This is a genomic window from Mesorhizobium sp. BR1-1-3, from assembly GCF_020165455.1.
In the GTDB taxonomy this organism is placed as follows: Bacteria; Pseudomonadota; Alphaproteobacteria; order Rhizobiales; family Rhizobiaceae; genus Mesorhizobium; species Mesorhizobium ciceri.
The window spans coordinates 63587-79295 of sequence record NZ_JAIUIC010000013.1; the positions used below are offsets into that span (position 1 = coordinate 63587).

Annotated in this window: 20 protein-coding genes; 5 read left to right on the top strand and 15 right to left on the bottom strand. The window is 62.7% G+C overall.

Annotation, left to right across the window (positions count from 1 at the left end; genetic code table 11):
- The first annotated feature begins 176 nt into the window (after positions 1-176).
- The 3 genes from rpoN (at position 177) to ptsN (ending at position 3139) form a co-directional block, all read left to right on the top strand.
- Complete coding sequence (gene rpoN, locus LB559_RS25510) at positions 177-1703, top strand: RNA polymerase factor sigma-54 (protein ID WP_224675253.1); 1527 nt, start codon at positions 177-179, stop codon at positions 1701-1703.
- A gap of 265 nt (positions 1704-1968) precedes the next feature.
- Positions 1969-2553: a ribosome hibernation-promoting factor, HPF/YfiA family gene (hpf, locus tag LB559_RS25515; RefSeq protein WP_013529588.1), complete on the top strand. Its 585-nt coding sequence runs from the start codon at positions 1969-1971 to the stop codon at positions 2551-2553.
- A 121-nt stretch (positions 2554-2674) separates the two neighbouring features.
- Positions 2675-3139, top strand: a complete 465-nt coding sequence (ptsN, locus tag LB559_RS25520) for a PTS IIA-like nitrogen regulatory protein PtsN (protein ID WP_013529589.1) — start codon at positions 2675-2677, stop codon at positions 3137-3139.
- A gap of 92 nt (positions 3140-3231) precedes the next feature.
- On the opposite strand, the gene LB559_RS25525 is transcribed toward ptsN, so the two are convergent.
- The gene (locus tag LB559_RS25525) at positions 3232-3486 is read right to left on the bottom strand and encodes a DUF1150 family protein (protein ID WP_013529590.1); all 255 of its coding nucleotides are present in this window, start codon (positions 3484-3486) and stop codon (positions 3232-3234) included.
- Between the two features lie 65 nt (positions 3487-3551).
- On the bottom strand, positions 3552-3977 hold the full coding sequence (locus LB559_RS25530) for an Hsp20 family protein (RefSeq protein WP_013529591.1): 426 nt from the start codon (positions 3975-3977) through the stop codon (positions 3552-3554).
- A 315-nt stretch (positions 3978-4292) separates the two neighbouring features.
- On the opposite strand from LB559_RS25530, the gene LB559_RS25535 reads away from it, so the two are divergent.
- Positions 4293-5237, top strand: a complete 945-nt coding sequence (locus LB559_RS25535) for a nucleoside hydrolase (RefSeq protein ID WP_224675254.1) — start codon at positions 4293-4295, stop codon at positions 5235-5237.
- 36 nt (positions 5238-5273) lie between these two features.
- Here LB559_RS25535 and LB559_RS25540 read toward each other — a convergent pair whose 3' ends face one another.
- The 11 genes from LB559_RS25540 to LB559_RS25590 form a co-directional block, all read right to left on the bottom strand.
- Positions 5274-5648 (bottom strand): hypothetical protein, encoded by a 375-nt coding sequence (locus tag LB559_RS25540; protein WP_224675255.1) that lies wholly within the window; start codon positions 5646-5648, stop codon positions 5274-5276.
- Between the two features lie 3 nt (positions 5649-5651).
- Complete coding sequence (locus LB559_RS25545; RefSeq protein WP_013529594.1) at positions 5652-5972, bottom strand: hypothetical protein; 321 nt, start codon at positions 5970-5972, stop codon at positions 5652-5654.
- A 101-nt stretch (positions 5973-6073) separates the two neighbouring features.
- Positions 6074-6688, bottom strand: coding sequence for a LysE family translocator (locus LB559_RS25550; RefSeq protein WP_013529595.1), 615 nt, complete (start codon positions 6686-6688; stop codon positions 6074-6076).
- Between the two features lie 113 nt (positions 6689-6801).
- The gene (locus tag LB559_RS25555; RefSeq protein ID WP_224675256.1) at positions 6802-8250 is read right to left on the bottom strand and encodes an amidase; all 1449 of its coding nucleotides are present in this window, start codon (positions 8248-8250) and stop codon (positions 6802-6804) included.
- 1 nt (position 8251) lies between these two features.
- Positions 8252-9157: a ribokinase gene (locus LB559_RS25560; RefSeq protein WP_224675257.1), complete on the bottom strand. Its 906-nt coding sequence runs from the start codon at positions 9155-9157 to the stop codon at positions 8252-8254.
- A 153-nt stretch (positions 9158-9310) separates the two neighbouring features.
- Positions 9311-9793: a hypothetical protein gene (locus LB559_RS25565; protein WP_224675258.1), complete on the bottom strand. Its 483-nt coding sequence runs from the start codon at positions 9791-9793 to the stop codon at positions 9311-9313.
- Positions 9768-10280, bottom strand: coding sequence for a hypothetical protein (locus LB559_RS25570; RefSeq protein WP_027161334.1), 513 nt, complete (start codon positions 10278-10280; stop codon positions 9768-9770). Before LB559_RS25570 ends, LB559_RS25565 begins: the two co-directional genes overlap by 26 nt.
- Complete coding sequence (locus LB559_RS25575; RefSeq protein WP_064995573.1) at positions 10247-10639, bottom strand: hypothetical protein; 393 nt, start codon at positions 10637-10639, stop codon at positions 10247-10249. Before LB559_RS25575 ends, LB559_RS25570 begins: the two co-directional genes overlap by 34 nt.
- A gap of 19 nt (positions 10640-10658) precedes the next feature.
- A complete protein-coding gene (locus LB559_RS25580) occupies positions 10659-11129 on the bottom strand; it encodes a hypothetical protein (RefSeq protein ID WP_224675259.1) in 471 nt (156 codons plus the stop codon).
- Between the two features lie 221 nt (positions 11130-11350).
- Positions 11351-12226, bottom strand: coding sequence for a methylated-DNA--[protein]-cysteine S-methyltransferase (locus tag LB559_RS25585; protein WP_224675260.1), 876 nt, complete (start codon positions 12224-12226; stop codon positions 11351-11353).
- A gap of 124 nt (positions 12227-12350) precedes the next feature.
- Positions 12351-12845 carry a DUF2244 domain-containing protein gene (locus LB559_RS25590; protein WP_013529603.1) on the bottom strand — a complete coding sequence of 165 codons (495 nt, stop codon included), beginning with the start codon at positions 12843-12845 and terminating at the stop codon, positions 12351-12353.
- Between the two features lie 22 nt (positions 12846-12867).
- Here LB559_RS25590 and nth point away from each other — a divergent pair, with 22 nt between their 5' ends.
- The gene (gene nth, locus LB559_RS25595) at positions 12868-13692 is read left to right on the top strand and encodes an endonuclease III (RefSeq protein WP_024502815.1); all 825 of its coding nucleotides are present in this window, start codon (positions 12868-12870) and stop codon (positions 13690-13692) included.
- 1 nt (position 13693) lies between these two features.
- On the opposite strand, the gene LB559_RS25600 is transcribed toward nth, so the two are convergent.
- Together LB559_RS25600 and LB559_RS25605 are read right to left on the bottom strand one after the other, a co-directional pair.
- Complete coding sequence (locus LB559_RS25600) at positions 13694-15202, bottom strand: tripartite tricarboxylate transporter permease (RefSeq protein ID WP_027161338.1); 1509 nt, start codon at positions 15200-15202, stop codon at positions 13694-13696.
- Between the two features lie 10 nt (positions 15203-15212).
- Positions 15213-15686 carry a tripartite tricarboxylate transporter TctB family protein gene (locus LB559_RS25605; protein WP_027161339.1) on the bottom strand — a complete coding sequence of 158 codons (474 nt, stop codon included), beginning with the start codon at positions 15684-15686 and terminating at the stop codon, positions 15213-15215.
- Positions 15687-15709: the final 23 nt, after the last annotated feature.

The window sequence follows — 15709 nt, forward strand, 5'->3', positions numbered from 1 at the left end:
GATTTTTGCGGCTCGCGCGGCGCTTTTTCGTCGATTTTGCTCCGAGATAACGCTCCGGTAAGCGAGTTTTGCTACCGATTGCCTTGACAAGCAAAAGCCGGGCCAGTTTCTATGGCCGGCTGCAAAATTCCTTTCCGGAAGTCCGGATGCGTAGACGAGGCGTTTGAAACCGAACCATGGCGTTGGCGGCCAAACTACAGCTACGACAATCGCAGTCGCTGGTGATGACGCCGCAACTGATGCAGTCGATTCGGCTGCTGCAGTTCACCCATGTCGAGCTCGAGCATTTCATCGACGAGGAAATCGAGCGCAATCCACTGCTGGAGCGCGCCGAGCCGCAGGACGATGCCGCCAGCGACCAGGCGCAGAAGATCGAGGCGGAGCCGCAAGCCGCCACCGAAGGCGACTGGTTCGAAAACGAGACGCAGTGGAGCGCCGAGGCGATCTCGGACAAGCTCGACACGTCGCTGGAAAACCTGTTTCCCGACGACCCGGGCACCAGCGAGCGGCTCGGTCCCGACCTGACGGCGCAATGGAAATCGGCTTCCGGCAATGGCGCGGGTTCCTCATCCGAGTGGTTTGACGCCGGCGATATGGCGACTGCTGCGATCACGCTGCGCGACCATGTCGGTGAACAGGTAGCGCTAACCTTCGCCGATCCGGCTGCACGTTTGATCGCCGCCGACCTCGCCGACGGCCTCGACGAGAGCGGCTACCTGCGTGCCGATCTGGCAGAGATCGCCGCTCGTCTCGGTGCGGATGCCGCCGCCGTGGCGAAGGTGCTGGCGGTGTGTCAGACCTTCGAGCCGGCCGGCCTGTTTGCCCGCGACCTGGCCGAATGCCTGTCGCTGCAGCTTGCCGTGCGGAGCCGGCTCGATCCGGCGATGAAGGCGCTGGTCGCCAATCTCGAACTCCTGGCACGGCGCGATTTTCACGCATTGAAACGGATCTGCGGTGTCGACGAGGAGGATCTGCTCGACATGCTGGCCGAAATCCGGGCGCTCGATCCCCGGCCGGGCATGGCGTTTTCGGGCGGCGCCAGCGACGCGATCGTCGCCGATGTCGAGGTGCGCGCGGCCAATGACGGCAGCTGGACGGTCGAACTCAATGCCGAAACGCTGCCGCGGGTGTTGGTCGACCATATCTATTTCGCCCAGGTCTCTCCGCAGGCCAAGAACCAGGCGGAAAAGGATTTTCTGGCCGAATGCCTGCAGAACGCCAACTGGCTGACGCGCAGCCTCGACCAGCGGGCAAAGACCATCCTCAAGGTCGCTTCGGAAATCGTTCGCCAGCAGGACGCCTTCCTCGTCCATGGCGTGCGGCAGCTGAAGCCGCTCAATCTGCGCACTGTGGCCGACGCCATCGGCATGCACGAATCGACCGTCAGCCGGGTCACAGCCAATAAATACATGCTGACGCCGCGCGGCGTGTTCGAGCTTCGCTACTTCTTCACCGCCTCGATCGCCGCATCGGGCGGCGGCGATGCGCACTCCTCGGAAGCCGTGCGTGACCGCATCAAGCAGTTGATCGACGAGGAGAAGCCCGTCGACGTGCTTTCCGACGATGCAATCGTCGACATGTTGCGCGAAAGTGGCGTCGACATTGCAAGGCGTACGGTCGCCAAGTACCGGGAAGGCATGAATATCCCCTCCTCGGTGCAGCGCCGGCGCGAGAAACGTGCGATGGCCAGCGCCGGGCGCTGAGGCGGGTCGATTTTCCACAAGCCAGCACTTCATTGACAAGCCGCGGTGAACTGGCTAGAAGCCCGCCCGCATGAGACGGGCTAGATGCCCGCATGCGGATGGTCCGTCACGACGTTGGCCTCGGGACGGTCAAAGGGCGGCTTGTGATCAACCGGAAAGTCTGGATTTAAAATCGGCGCAAGTGACGCCGCAAAGCTTGTGCGCACGGATCACGAGTATAAACTCGGGCCAGTTTGAAGCCTGAGCAAGGAAGGTCAGTTTTCAGATGAATCTGCGCATATCGGGAAAACACATGGACATCGGCGATGCGTTTCGGACACGCATCAACGATCGTGTCGGCGAAGCGATCGGCAAATATTTCGATCGCGGCTTTGCCGGACATGTCACGGTCATCAAATCGGGTTCGCGCTATTCGGCGGATTGCATGATCCGGCTGGATTCCGGCGCTTCGCTGCAGGCCACCGGCGATGCCCAGGATCCGACGCTTGCCTTCGAGGCGGCGGCGGACCGTCTGGAAACCCGCCTGAGGCGCTACAAGCGCCGGCTGAAATCGCACAATTCGGGCGCCGCCAACGGCCAGCCGACCGACATAGCCTACACGGTGATGGCGCCGCTTGCCGATGACGACGAGGACATTCCGGAGAATTTCGCGCCGGCCATCGTCGCCGAATCAACCATGACGTTGAAGACCATGTCGGTGGCGTCGGCGGTCATCGAGCTCGACACCAAGGACAGCCCGGTCTTCGTCTTCCGCAACGCGGGAACCGACCATCTCAACATCGTCTATCGCCGACCCGATGGAAATATCGGTTGGATCGACCCGTCGACGACCAAGGTCGCACAAGCGTGACGACAACGGTCGCACGGTGACGACAAGGGTCGCACGGTGACGACGAGGTCGCACTGGGATAAGAGCCGGCCGCACGAGGGGTGAGGACTGGTGACGGCAGGCGAACAAGGGATTTTCAAGCATGGATCTGAGCGATCTTATCAACGTTCCGGCGATATTGCCGGCGTTGAAGGCGAACTCCAAGAAGCAGCTGCTGCAATTGCTGTCCGAACGGGCGGCGGCGATTTCCGGCATTCCGGAGCGGGAGGTGTTCGACACCATCCTGCAGCGTGAGCGGCTGGGTTCGACCGGCGTCGGCAACGGCATCGCCATCCCGCACGGCAAGCTGGCCGGCGTGAAGCGCATCGCAGGTGTTTTCGCCCGGCTGGAGACGCCTGTCGATTTCGAATCGCTGGACGATCAGCCCGTCGATCTGGTGTTTCTGCTGCTGGCGCCGGAAGGGGCGGGTGCCGATCACCTCAAGGCACTGTCGCGCATCGCGCGAGTGCTGCGTGACGCCGACACGGTGGCCAAGATCAGGGGTACGCGCGACGCCGCGGCTATCCACGCGCTTTTATCGGACACCCAGGCCTCGCACGCGGCCTGATTTTTCTGGTGAGACGAACTTCAAGGGCCGCCACGGGCGGCCCTATGCGTTTGAGCCTGCTGGTCGCGCCTAACAGGGCGGCGCGCTGGGTCTTAGTGGATGGCGACCGTGGTCAGGTCGTTTTCCATGGCACCGGCCAGTGCGCGGTCACGCGCGTCGGAAAGCAGGATCGGCTGGCCATTGGCGGCAAACAGCGCCCACAGTTCCATGCCGGGAGCGATTTCGCCGAGATTGGGGAAACGGCCGAGCAATTCGTCGCTCGAGACCTTTCTGAGATAAGCGACCGAGCCCTCGCCGAGATGAGCGAATTCGCCATTGGTCATGGTGATAGTTTCAGTTCTGGTCATTTCAAAGCCTCCTTGGCGCGAGGACGCCGCTCAAGGCCATCCCGCATGAGAGCCATCGGTAAAGATCAGTCTTTCACCGATATGTTTATTTTCCGTACCAGCCGTTCGGACTCCGGCCGATCGAGGTCGATCGCCAAAAGGCCGTTCTTCAACTCCGCTGCGATCACCCGCATGCCGTCGGCCAGCACGAAACAGCGCTGGAACTGGCGCGCGGCGATGCCGCGATGAAGAAATTCGCGCTCGGTGTCGTCGGTCTGACGGCCGCGCACGACCAACTGGTTTTCCTCCGTGGTGACATCGAGATCGCTTTCGGCGAAACCGGCGACCGCCAATGTGATGCGCAACCTTTCGGTTTTGCCGTCGGCGCCGCTGAGGCGTTCGATGTTGTAGGGAGGGTAGCTGTCACCGGACTTCGCCAGGCGTTCCAGGGTCTTTTCCATGGCGTCGAAACCAAGCAGAAGCGGGCTGGAAAAGGGCGTCATTCGGCTCATGTTACACTGTCCTCTCAAGAGCGACATAAAGTGGAAAAACCCAGATGGCATTTTTCCCGATGGCCTTGATATGGTCCGCCCCGCGACCAAGTTCAAGCCGTCAACAGACCCGCCCAAAAAGACCAGGCCGTGGACTCACAGGAATGACAGACATGGCGCTTGAAACGGCGAGCAGATGCAAGGAAAAGCGCGCGGGTCGGGATTGTCTTCCCCGGTCGAGCGGTTCGGCCTGGCAGCTCGCGGCCGCTTCGGCGTCATTTGGATGTTCCGATCGGATCGATGCAAGTCCACGACCTCGCCAAACAAGGAATTGAAATGCCCCAGTCACGCAAGATCATCATCGACACGGATCCCGGCCAGGATGATGCCGTCGCCATATTGCTGGCGCTCGGCAGCTCCGAACTGGAGATCGTCGGCATATCAGCCGTTGCCGGCAACGTGCCGCTGAAGCTTACCGAAAAGAATGCCCGCAAGATCTGCGAGCTGGCCGGCCGCCCGGACATCAAGGTCTATGCCGGTGCCATCCGGCCCCTGACGCGCGAACTGGTCACCGCCGAGGAAGTGCATGGCAAGACCGGCCTCAACGGTCCGCAATTGCCCGAACCGACGATGAAGCTGCAGGACCAGTACGCGGTCGATTTCATCGTCCAGACGCTGATGAGCGAAGAAAGCGGCACGATCACGCTTTGCGCGCTCGGCCCGCTCACCAACATTGCGCTGGCGCTGATCCGCGAGCCGCGCATCGCACCGCGCATCAAGGAAATCGTGCTGATGGGCGGCGGGTTCTTCGAAGGCGGCAATGTCACCCCGACCGCCGAATTCAACATCTATGTCGACCCGCAGGCCGCCGACGTCGTGTTCAAATCCGGCGTCCCGATCGTCATGATGCCTCTCGACGTCACCCACAAGGCGCTGACCACCGCCAAGCGCACGCAGGCCTTCCGCGCGCTGGGCACCAGGGTCGGCACCGCCACCGCGGAGATGCTGGAGTTCTTCGAGCGCTTCGATGAAGAGAAATACGGCACCGACGGTGGCCCGCTGCACGATCCTTGCGTCATCGCCTATCTGTTGAAGCCGGACCTGTTCAAGGGCCGCAACTGCAACGTCAGCGTGGAAACCGCCTCGGAACTGACCATGGGCATGACCGTGATCGACTGGTGGGGCGTCACCAAACGGCCGAAGAACGCCATGGTGATGCGCGACATCGACCATGATGCGTTTTTCGCCTTGCTGGTGGAGAGGCTGGGGCGGCTTAACTGACCGTCAGAACAGAACTGAACTTGTGAGCACGCGTCTTCACTCATTGAGAAACCGATAGGTGTCTCCGCCGCGCTTATGATGTTGCCGCTCGATGGGGATGACCGAACCGACAAGGTGCGGCATCCCCACTTCATCATCGATGGATGTCACCGCGTTGTTGCCATCAAGGCGGACATCGTATGTGTAATACAGCCCGCGCCCGGCAGCCATCTTCGGATTGGGCATTAACCTCACATACTCGATAGTGCCCATCACACGCTGAGTTGCCACAACCGGATTGTCCTGGTTCATCGCAATCGGGATCAGCGCCGCCAGGGGCAGTGCGCAGAAGAATACGACACCAATGACTGCGTCTCGGTATTCTGCCTGAAACAGAAGCAGGCGGTTTCTGAGAGAAGATACTGTTGCCATGATTCAATTCACGAATCGGTAGAAGACGAAGCCATTGTCGCGCGTGACGCGTTCGATGTTTGTGCGCGAGCCGATCAGATGCGGGTGATCGTCATCGATAAGGACAGACGAACCGTTCTCGATAGAAACCAGATATATGCCGCGGCCATGGTCCAACCGGACACTTTCGACGTTTGCCTCGACTGTGTCGACCGATCGGATCGGGCTGGCGTCGTTGATCCATTTGTTTGCCGCCAACATGATCATAACCGCAAACGCACCAATAAAGAGGATCACGCCAGGCGCGTTCCTCTTCAAACCATCCCAAGTCCAAAAGACAGACATGAATCCCTCAAGCCAGATTCATGTGGTGGTGGGACAGCACACTTTCAATCTGTTGCCATTCCAGGGTGCTGCAATTCCTTGCGGCGCCGGCTCGGCCGCCTTTACTTCGACCGCGAAAACGCCAGCCACAGGCCGCCGCCGACCATGAAGCTGCCGCTGATCCTCGACAGGAGTTTGATGCGGCCGGCCGACAGCAGGCGCCCGGCGCGGCCGGCGGCCAGCGCGTAAGTCGAATCCGAGAAGGCGGCGAAGATCATGGCGGTCAGACCCATGACGGCGATCTGCAGCGAGTAGTTGCCTTGCGGCGAAATGAACTGCGGAAAGAAGGCGCCGAAGAAAATCAGCGTCTTGGGGTTGCTCAGCGCCACCAGCAGGCCCTGCAGGAAGAAGCCGCCGCGCGGCTTTCTCGCTGTTCCATCGGCATTCAACGTGCCCTTGGAACGGAACATCTGCACACCCATCCAGATCAGATAGGCGGCACCGATCAGCCGTACCCATTCGAACCAGTGGCCCATGCCTGCGATCAGCGTGTTGAGGCCGATGCCGACGATGGCGATCATCACGGCAAGCCCGGCCTGCGTGCCGGCGACGTTGGCGAGGCCGGCGCGCGAGCCATGGCGGATGCTGTTGGCAATGATCAGCGTGACCGTCGGACCGGGCACCAGGATAATGACGATGCAAGCGAGGACATAGGCGGCGTAGAGTTCGAGCGACATGCTTTTTCCCCAGGAATACCGCCGAGGCGGCGCGGCTGAGGATAATCAATGCATGGCGGCGATAGCGATGCAAGCCGGTGCGCGAAGCGCTGCGGCACGCCAACGCGTGCGATTCAGGCGCCGGCCGGCCAGGGCAGTGTTGCCTCATAGGCGGCCGCCGCCTTGAGCACGGCAAGGTCGCCGCGTGGCCGGCCGATCAGCTGCATGCCCATCGGCCGCCCTCTATCGTCGAAGCCGACCGGCACATTGGCCGCCGGGCAGCCGCCCAAGGTCGCGAAGGCGGAAACCTGCATCCAGCGGTGATAGCTGTCCATTGTGCGTCCGGCGACCTCACGCGGCCAATGCGTATCGATGTCGAAGGGGAAGACCTGCGCTGTCGGCAGCGCAATCAGATCATAGCGGTCGAAGATCGACAGAAGCGTGCGATACCAGGACGTGCGGATGACCGAAGCGGCGCGGATCTGTGGCGCCGTCAGCCGCGTTGCGTTCTCCACTTCCCAGATGGCTTCCGGCTTGAGCAGGCGGCGCTTTGCGGGATCGTCATAGTGGGTTTTGAGCGCGCAGCCGCTGCTGGCCTGGCGCAGCGTCACGAAGGCCTGCCACAGCGCTTCGAAATCGAAATCCGGCAGCAGGGGCTCGGTCGCGAAGGACGCTTCCGCAAAGCGGCCAAGTGCCGCCTCGCACAGGCCGAGAATGCCTGTTTCAACCGGCAGATGACCGCCGAGATCACCGAGCCAGGCTATGCGGCCACCAGTTGCGGGTATTCCAAGCCCTTCGAGGAACGAGCCGGGTTTCTCGTAGGACAATGGCGCGTGCGGGTGGTAACCGGCCTGCACATCGAGCAGCAGTGCCATGTCACGGACGTTGCGGCCCATCGGCCCGTCGACGCCCATCTGCGCATGGAAGACTTCGAAATCGGGTCCGCCGGGAACAAGTCCTTGCGACGGGCGGAAGCCAAAAACATTGTTCCAGGCGGCCGGGTTGCGCAGCGAGCCGCCAAAATCGCTGCCATCGGCGACGGGCACCATGTCGAGCGCCAGGGCAACGGCCGCGCCGCCGCTCGAGCCTCCGGCGGTCAGGGCCGGATCGAAGGCGTTCAGTGTCGGCCCGAACACGGCGTTGTAGGTGTTGGAACCAAGCCCGAATTCGGGGACGTTGGTCTTGCCGATGATAATGGCGCCGGCATTGCGGATGCGCTCGACGAAGAAATCGTCCTCCTGCGGCACGAAATCGGCGAAGATCGGCGAGCCGAAAGAGGTCCTGAGGCCCGTGGTCGAGGCGAGGTCCTTGATGGCCATCGGCAGGCCGAAGAGCGGGTTGGTTTTGGCTCGCGTCGGGCTGGCATCGGCCGCATCGGCTTCGCGCAGGATATCGGCGCGATCGCGCAAGGAGACGATGGCGTTGACCAGCGGATTGACCGCCTCGATCCGGTCGAGGAATGCCGCCACCACCTCGCGCACGCAAAGCTCTCTCTCCCGGATCGCGCCGGCGAGTTCGACTGCGGACAGGCGGCAGATGTCGCCTGCCGGCGGCACGGCATGTTTCGTTTGAGGACGCAGCATTCTAACGGGTTTCCTGCAGCGCCTGATCGACGTCTTTGGCGAGCGGGATCGCCGGTTGGGCGCCAGGCTTCAGGCAGGCCAGCGAGCCGGCCGCGCCGGCGCGCGCCAGCGCCTGTTCGAGCGTGAGGCCCGACGACAGGCTGGCGGCGAAATAGCCGCAGAACGTATCGCCGGCGCCGACCGTGTCGACGGGGACGATCTTGCGCGCAGCAACGGCCAGGAACTCGGTCGGTGTCGCCGCCATCACGCCATCGCCGCCGAGCGTGACGACAACGGTGCGGCCGGTCTTTCCGGCAAAGTCGCGCATGCGCGCCGCCCGATCGCGGCCTTGCAGCGACAGCGCTTCGCCATAGAGGTCGAACTCGGTTTCGTTGGCGACGACATAGTCGGCCTTGTCGAGAAAGCCGGCTGTCTGCGCCTGGAAAGGTGCTGTGTTGAGCACGGTGATGGCGCCGGCCGCCCTTGCCTGGTCGAGGGCGGCATCGACGGTGGCCAGCGGAATCTCATTTTGCAGCAGCACGACGTCGCCTTTTTTCAGAAAGGCCTTGGAGAGATCGCCGGGCACCACGGAAGCGTTGGCGCCCGGCACCACGGCGATGATGTTCTCGCCGTCGTCGGCGACCATGATCAGTGCCGTGCCGGTCGAGGCGTGAGTCTCGGCAACGCCGGACAGGTCGACCTTGCCGTCGCGCAGCAATGCCAGTGCCTCGGCGGCGAAGCTGTCCCTGCCGACGGCGCCGACCATGCGCACCGAGGCGCCGGCGCGTGCGGCGGCCAGGGCCTGGTTGGCGCCCTTGCCACCAGGCGCGGTGGTGAAGGCCGAGCCGCCCACAGTCTCGCCGGGGCTCGGCAAGCGGTCGACCTTGGCGATAAGGTCGAGGTTGATCGAGCCGATGACGATAATCAAGCAGGGCCTCCTGGCAACGCAAATTCAAAATGTCGGAGCGTCTTCGTGCGTCCGGGCGAACGCAGATCGTTCCGATTGCGTGGAAGCTAACCTGTAAGGCCGCAGCTTGCCAGACCACGCGCATGGTCCAGCCCGATTTGAGTTGTCGCGGCCTTATTCGCAGCGCACGGTGACCGTGCCCTGATAGTTGCCGGCGGGAAAGATACCGCTCGACTTGGTGGCGGTGAGGTCGACCTGCATCGCGTGGGTGCCGTTGGCAACCCTCTGCGGCACACTTCCGTTGACATCGGCCCCCGAGCCATCGAGGCGGAAGACCGAAGCGAACGTCACGTTGGTGCCACCGCCGCTCGGCGCGGACGAGAATGCGGCAGGCGCCGGCGCCGAAACCGAATAGCAGTCAAGCAGGTTGAGTATTGAGCATAACAGGGAGCTTGCCACCACGGTGGCGCTGGCGCTCGATCCGCCTGCCTGTTTGGAGCCCAGTATGCTGATGGCGGGATTGGCCTTCATCGTTCCGGACGCCCCGACCATGATGGTGCAGGTGCCGATGATCGCCGCCTGCATCGGAAGGCAGGAACCGGCAAGTGCCGCCATCGCAAACAGCGCGCGGCTACTGCTTCTTCTTTTTCTTGCCATCGCCATTTCCGGTTCTGATGCTCCAGCCTTCGTTGGCCCACCCCGGTGATGCGGTCGCGGGAGCGGTGGCGGCAATACTCGCCGTCTGGCCGTCGGTGCCGAGGCCCATTTTGAGGAGCTTCAGCTCCAGCTGAAGGCGCTCGACCTCAAGCTCGTAGAGACGGCTGCAATCGACGCGCTTGGGCGTACGCCCGATGGGGATCACCACGCGGCCGTAAGTGGCGACATCATTGTCGGACTGGCTGTTGCCTCTGATGACGCCGAGATCGACATAGGCGCCGGAGCCGGAGACGGCGGAACGGCAAGTGGTGCCATCCGCGGCATGGACCTCGTCCTGGCCCTGGGGCAAGGTGACGCCGGGCAGGTTGAAGCCGCTTTCGTTCTGGTTGAGGTTGTAGACGTCCTCGGCCCCGGCCGGCGAGGCACCCGCCCAAACAGCCGCGAGCGCCAGTGTCAGGACTTGCGGCGCCCAAAAAACTTTCCGCATATCTGTGCCCTTATCTGCGTCTGTTGATTGGGAAAGGGGATGCTTTCGGTACAGATACGCACCTTACGCTCGGCAGCGCCGTCGAAAGGCACAACCACAAGGACAGAACGGGAGGCCTGGGAGGCCAGTTGGAAGACATTTGGAGAGACCCTGGCATCTACCGGCTGGAAATCCTGATCGTAGACGTGAATTTCGACCCGGATCTTGCGGTCGTAGGGATTGGCGGGGAAGACGCGAACCGCAAAGACGTCGGTGAAGCTTTTGATATCGCCACGCATCGGCGACATCGACTGAGCCTTGGCGGCAACGGGCGCCAATCCGACGGCCAACGCCGTCGCCAGGATTCGAGCATGTTTCACGACCCCTCCTTCGCCCGCGTCATTCGCAGCGCAGCGTTACCGTTGCCTGATAATTGCCGTTGGCGAAGCGATTGCTGCCGCCCTTGGTTCCGGCAAGGTGAACCGAGACGAGATCTGCGCCGGGGGTGGTGATGCTGGTTGTCGAGCCGGTCTCGACGATGGAATGCGCGCCGGCGGCGGAGTAGGTGGGTGTCCAGGTCGTCGACGTGCTGTCGGCGGATGGCACCGTCATGGTGGTGACCGGGTCGACGCTCAGCGACACACCTCCGGTCGTCGTCAGCGTCACGGTTCCAGCCGAGCCGCCGCTGTTGTGGGAGCTCAGGGACTGGAGATCGGGACTGGCCGTCATCGTACCGTTGGTGGCAACGACCAGCGTGCAGGTGGGCGCGATCGTGCCGTTGAAGATGAGATTCTGCGTCGTGGCCAACGCGGCCTCGTCGACGCTGGCAACCAGCAGAGCTGCGCCGCAGGCGGCGCGAAACAATGTCATCGAGACCTCCTATCAAGCCGGATCGTCCGGATTAATATGAGAGCATCATCACTTTATCGTGGTTAATTTAGAGTTACCTAAAATAACGCCTCAAAATAACAACTACAGGAACCGGAGGTTGCCCTCGGTTGCAAAAGCGGAAACCACAGCGTAAATAGCGCTTATACTTGATAGCGCCGATATAACCATGTTTTTCTTCGCAATATCGAGAAAAATCGATATTACGATATCTGCCCGGCTTCCCAACCCAGAATGGCGCGCTTGCGGGTCAGGCCCCAATGATAACCGGTGAGGTCGCCTGATTTGCCGATGGCGCGGTGACAAGGCACCACGAAAGAGAGCGGATTGGCGCCGTTGGCCGCACCGACCGCACGGCTGGCGGACGGTGCGCCGATGCTGGCCGCAATCGAGGAATAGGTGCGGGCCTTGCCCATCGGGATCTTGAGCAGCGCCTCCCAGACGCGAACCTGGAAGTCGGTGCCGATCATGACGACATGCAGCGGCTGGTCGGGGCGCCACAGCGTCGGGTCGAAGATACGGGCGGCATAGAGGCCGGTGGCAGTCATGTCCTCGACGTAGATGGCGTTCGGCCAGCGGCTGGCCATGTCGGCGAAGGCGGCGCGTTCCTCGCCGGGGTCGCTGAAGGCGAGGCCGGCGAGCCCGCGCTCGGTGGCCATGATCAGGGCGGTGCCGAACGGCGAGGAATGGAAGCCGTAGCGGATGGTGAGCCCGGCGCCGCGTGTCTTGTAGTCGCCCGGCGACATCGCCTCGTGCGTGACGAACAGATCATGCAGCCGGCCGGGGCCGGACATGCCCAGTTCGAATGAGGTCTCGAGCAGCGGCATGCCGGAATCGAGCAGCCTGCGCGCATGGTCCAGTGTCACCGCCTGCAGGAAGGCCTTGGGCGACAGGCCGGCCCAGCGGGTGAAGAGTTTTTGCAGGCCGGTCGGCGTCTCGCCGACCTCCTCGGCCAGCTCTTCGAGGGAAGGCTGGTCGCGATAGTCGAGACTGATCTTCTCGATGGCACGGCGCACGATCTCATAATCGCTGCCTTCAGGCGTGATGTCCTTTTTGAGGACTGCGGTGTGTGTGCTCATGGAACTGTCTCCTTGAGCCGGAATATCGCCCCTTGGGGCGTCGATCGCCACCCGAAACTTGCCTTCTTGCGGCGCATACCCGGATAGGCACCGGATTCGAGCCCAGGAATCGCTCGCGGCTGCCTCAGCGTGTCTTGGCGGTCGCCAGCGCGCGCGAAAAGGCGGTGGCAAAACTCTCGCGGGAATCGGGGTCCAGGAACGATCCGATCGGCACGTTCTGGCCTTCACCTTGCACCGTCATGCCTGTGATGCCGATCTCGGCGTGACGGGCCACCGAAAACCGCGCCCAGAACGGATTGAAGCGATGCGCTTCCGATTTCCCCGAGGGGGCTGTCTTGCGGATGTCGAGGCTGGTGCGCGAGACCGAGACTTCTTCGCGTGCGCGAGCGGCACGATAGTTGATGCGAAAGGCGATGTAGACGGCGGCCACGTCGAGGCCGAAGAAGCCGAACACCGGCCAGGCGCCGCGCGACAGGAAAAATGCGCCTGTCACCAGCCAGCCGAACAGCAGCGCGCCCATCAGGACGAAGAAGCCTGTCCGGCCCAGAGACCGGTGCGGGGTCAGTAGCGCCTGAAAGAATGGCTCGTCGGCCTGAAACGAGGCGTTTGTGTCGCTCATGAGGGGATATTATAGGAGGGAAATGGCAAGCCCCAAGTCCAAAGATTCTTCCCTGTCCAAAAAAGAGCTGTTGCCCGCACGACGCGATGGTTCGAACGCAAAGCCGCGCCCGAGGCCGGTGCGACGCGCGTCACGCTACAGCCCGGCCGAAGTTAACGAGATATTCCGGCGCTTTTCCGTCCAGCGGCCCGAGCCGAAAGGCGAACTCGAACATGTCAACGCCTTCACGCTGCTGGTCGCGGTGGTGCTGTCGGCGCAAGCGACGGATGCCGGCGTCAACAAGGCGACGCGGGCGCTGTTCAGGGCCGCCGATACGCCGCACAAGATGCTGGCGCTGGGGGAAGCAAGGGTCGGCGAATATATCCGCACCATCGGGCTGTGGCGCAACAAGGCGAAGAATGTGATTGCGCTGTCGCAGGCGCTGATCCGCGACCATGGCGGCGAGGTACCCGATAATCGTGATGAATTGGTCAAGCTGCCCGGGGTGGGGCGCAAGACCGCCAATGTCGTGCTCAACATGGCCTTCGGCCAGCACACGATGGCGGTCGACACGCACATTCTTCGCATCGGCAACCGGCTCGGATTGGCGCCCGGCAAGACGCCGGAACAGGTCGAGCAAGGATTGTTGAAGATCATTCCGGACGAATATATGCGCCATGCACATCACTGGCTGATCCTGCATGGCCGCTACGTCTGCAAGGCGCGCAAGCCGGATTGCCCGGCCTGCGTCATCGCCGACATCTGCAAGGCCGAGGTCAAGACGACCGATGTGCCGGCACCGCTGGTGCCGATCGCACCGCTCGACCCGGTCGAAGAGGTTCAGGACCGAGGCGGAACGGCGGCGTAGTTCAACTCTCCTCCACAAACACCTCTTCGCGCTTTTTCTTGACCGCCGGCAGGAAGACGACGGCGAGCACGGCGAGTGCTATGAGCAGCAGGCCGGCGCTGATCGGTCTGGTCACGAAGGTGCTCGGGTCGCCGCGCGAGAGGATCATGGCGCGGCGCAGGTTTTCCTCGAGCAGCGGGCCGAGCACGAAGCCGAGCAGCAGCGGTGCCGGTTCGCAGCGCAGCTTGGTCAGGAGGTAGCCGAGGAAGCCGAAGAAGGCGACGGCGTAGAGATCATAGACGTTGCTGTTGACGCTGTAGACGCCGATCGAGCAGAACGCCATGATGATCGGGAAAAGCACGTAATAGGGGATCGTCAGCAGCTTCACCCAAAGCCCGATCAGCGGCAGGTTGAGGATGATCAGCATCAGATTGCCGATCCACATCGAGGCGATGATGCCCCAGAACAGCGCCGGCTGTTCGGTTGCGACATTGGGGCCGGGCACGATGCCCTGGATGATCATGGCGCCGATCATCAGAGCCATGACCGGGTTGGCCGGAATGCCCAGCGTCAGCATCGGGATGAAGGAAGTCTGCGCACCGGCATTGTTGGCCGATTCCGGTCCGGCGACGCCTTCGATGGCGCCCTTGCCGAACTCCTTCGGGTTTTTCGAGACGCGTTTTTCGACCGTGTAGGAGGCAAAGGCTGCCAGGATCGCGCCGCCTCCCGGCAGGATGCCGAGCGCCGAACCGATGATCGTTCCGCGCACGATGGGCGCTGCCATGCGCCGAAAGTCCTCGCGGGTCGGCATAAGGCCGGTGACCTTGCGGATCATCACGGAGCGCTCATCCTCGTTTTCGAGGTTGCGCAGGATCTCGGCGATGCCAAAGACGCCGACCGCCACCGCAACGAAATTCAACCCGTCGGCATATTCCCGGATTCCAAGCGTGAAGCGCGGCGTGCCGGTGTAAATGTCGGTGCCGACAATGCCGAGCAGCAGGCCGAGCACGACCATGGCCAGCGCCTTGACGATCGAGCCGTGGGCGAGCGCGACGGACGAAACCAAGCCGACGATCATCAGCGAAAAATACTCGGCCGCGCCGAATTTCAGCGCGATCGCCGTCAGCGGCGGGGCAAAGATGGCGACGAGGAACGTCGACACGGTTCCGGCAAAGAACGAGCCGATGGCCGCGATCGCGAGGGCCGCCCCGGCGCGGCCGTTCCTGGCCATCTGGTAGCCGTCGATCGCGGTGACGGCGGACGAGGATTCGCCGGGCATGTTGATGAGAATGGCGGTGGTCGAGCCGCCATATTGCGCACCGTAATAGATGCCGGCGAGCATGATGAGGGAGGAAACCGGGTCGCCGATCTGGAAGGTGATGGGCAAAAGCATGGCGATGGTCGCGGTGGCGCCGATGCCGGGCAGGACGCCGATCAGTGTGCCGAGAAGGACGCCGATCAGGCAGAAACCGAGGTTGGTCAGCGACGTCGCCGTCGAAAAGCCGAGCGCAAGGTTGTCGAGCAGATCCATGCTCATCGCCTTACGATACCGACCACGGGGCCAGCCACGGGCCGAAGCGGCGGAACGGCAGGCCGAGCGCGTAGCTGAAGACAAGGAATGCAAACAATGTCAGGCCGGCCGACAGCACGAGCGCGGTCATCGGTTTCATGCGGCGGCTGGCAAACGACGCGATCAGCGCCGTCAGGAAGATCGACGGGATGAATCCGAGGCCGCGCACCGTCAGGCCGAAGAAGATCGGAGCAGGCAGGATGAGCAGCATGCCGCGCCACGCAATATGCCCGATCGCTTCGCCCTCGACGCGTACAGCCTGGACGAGAATGACGGCGCCAAGCAGGATCAGCACGATCGCCAGGACCAGCGGAAAATAGCCTGGCCCCATGCGCAACGCTGTGCCGATTTCGAGGCCGAGCGATTGCAGCGCGAACCATGCGCCGAAGCCGATGAACAGGGCGGCGCACAGGCCGTTGGCCCTGTCGATCGCGAAAGGTTTCATGATGGTTCTCCCAAGCCCGAGTG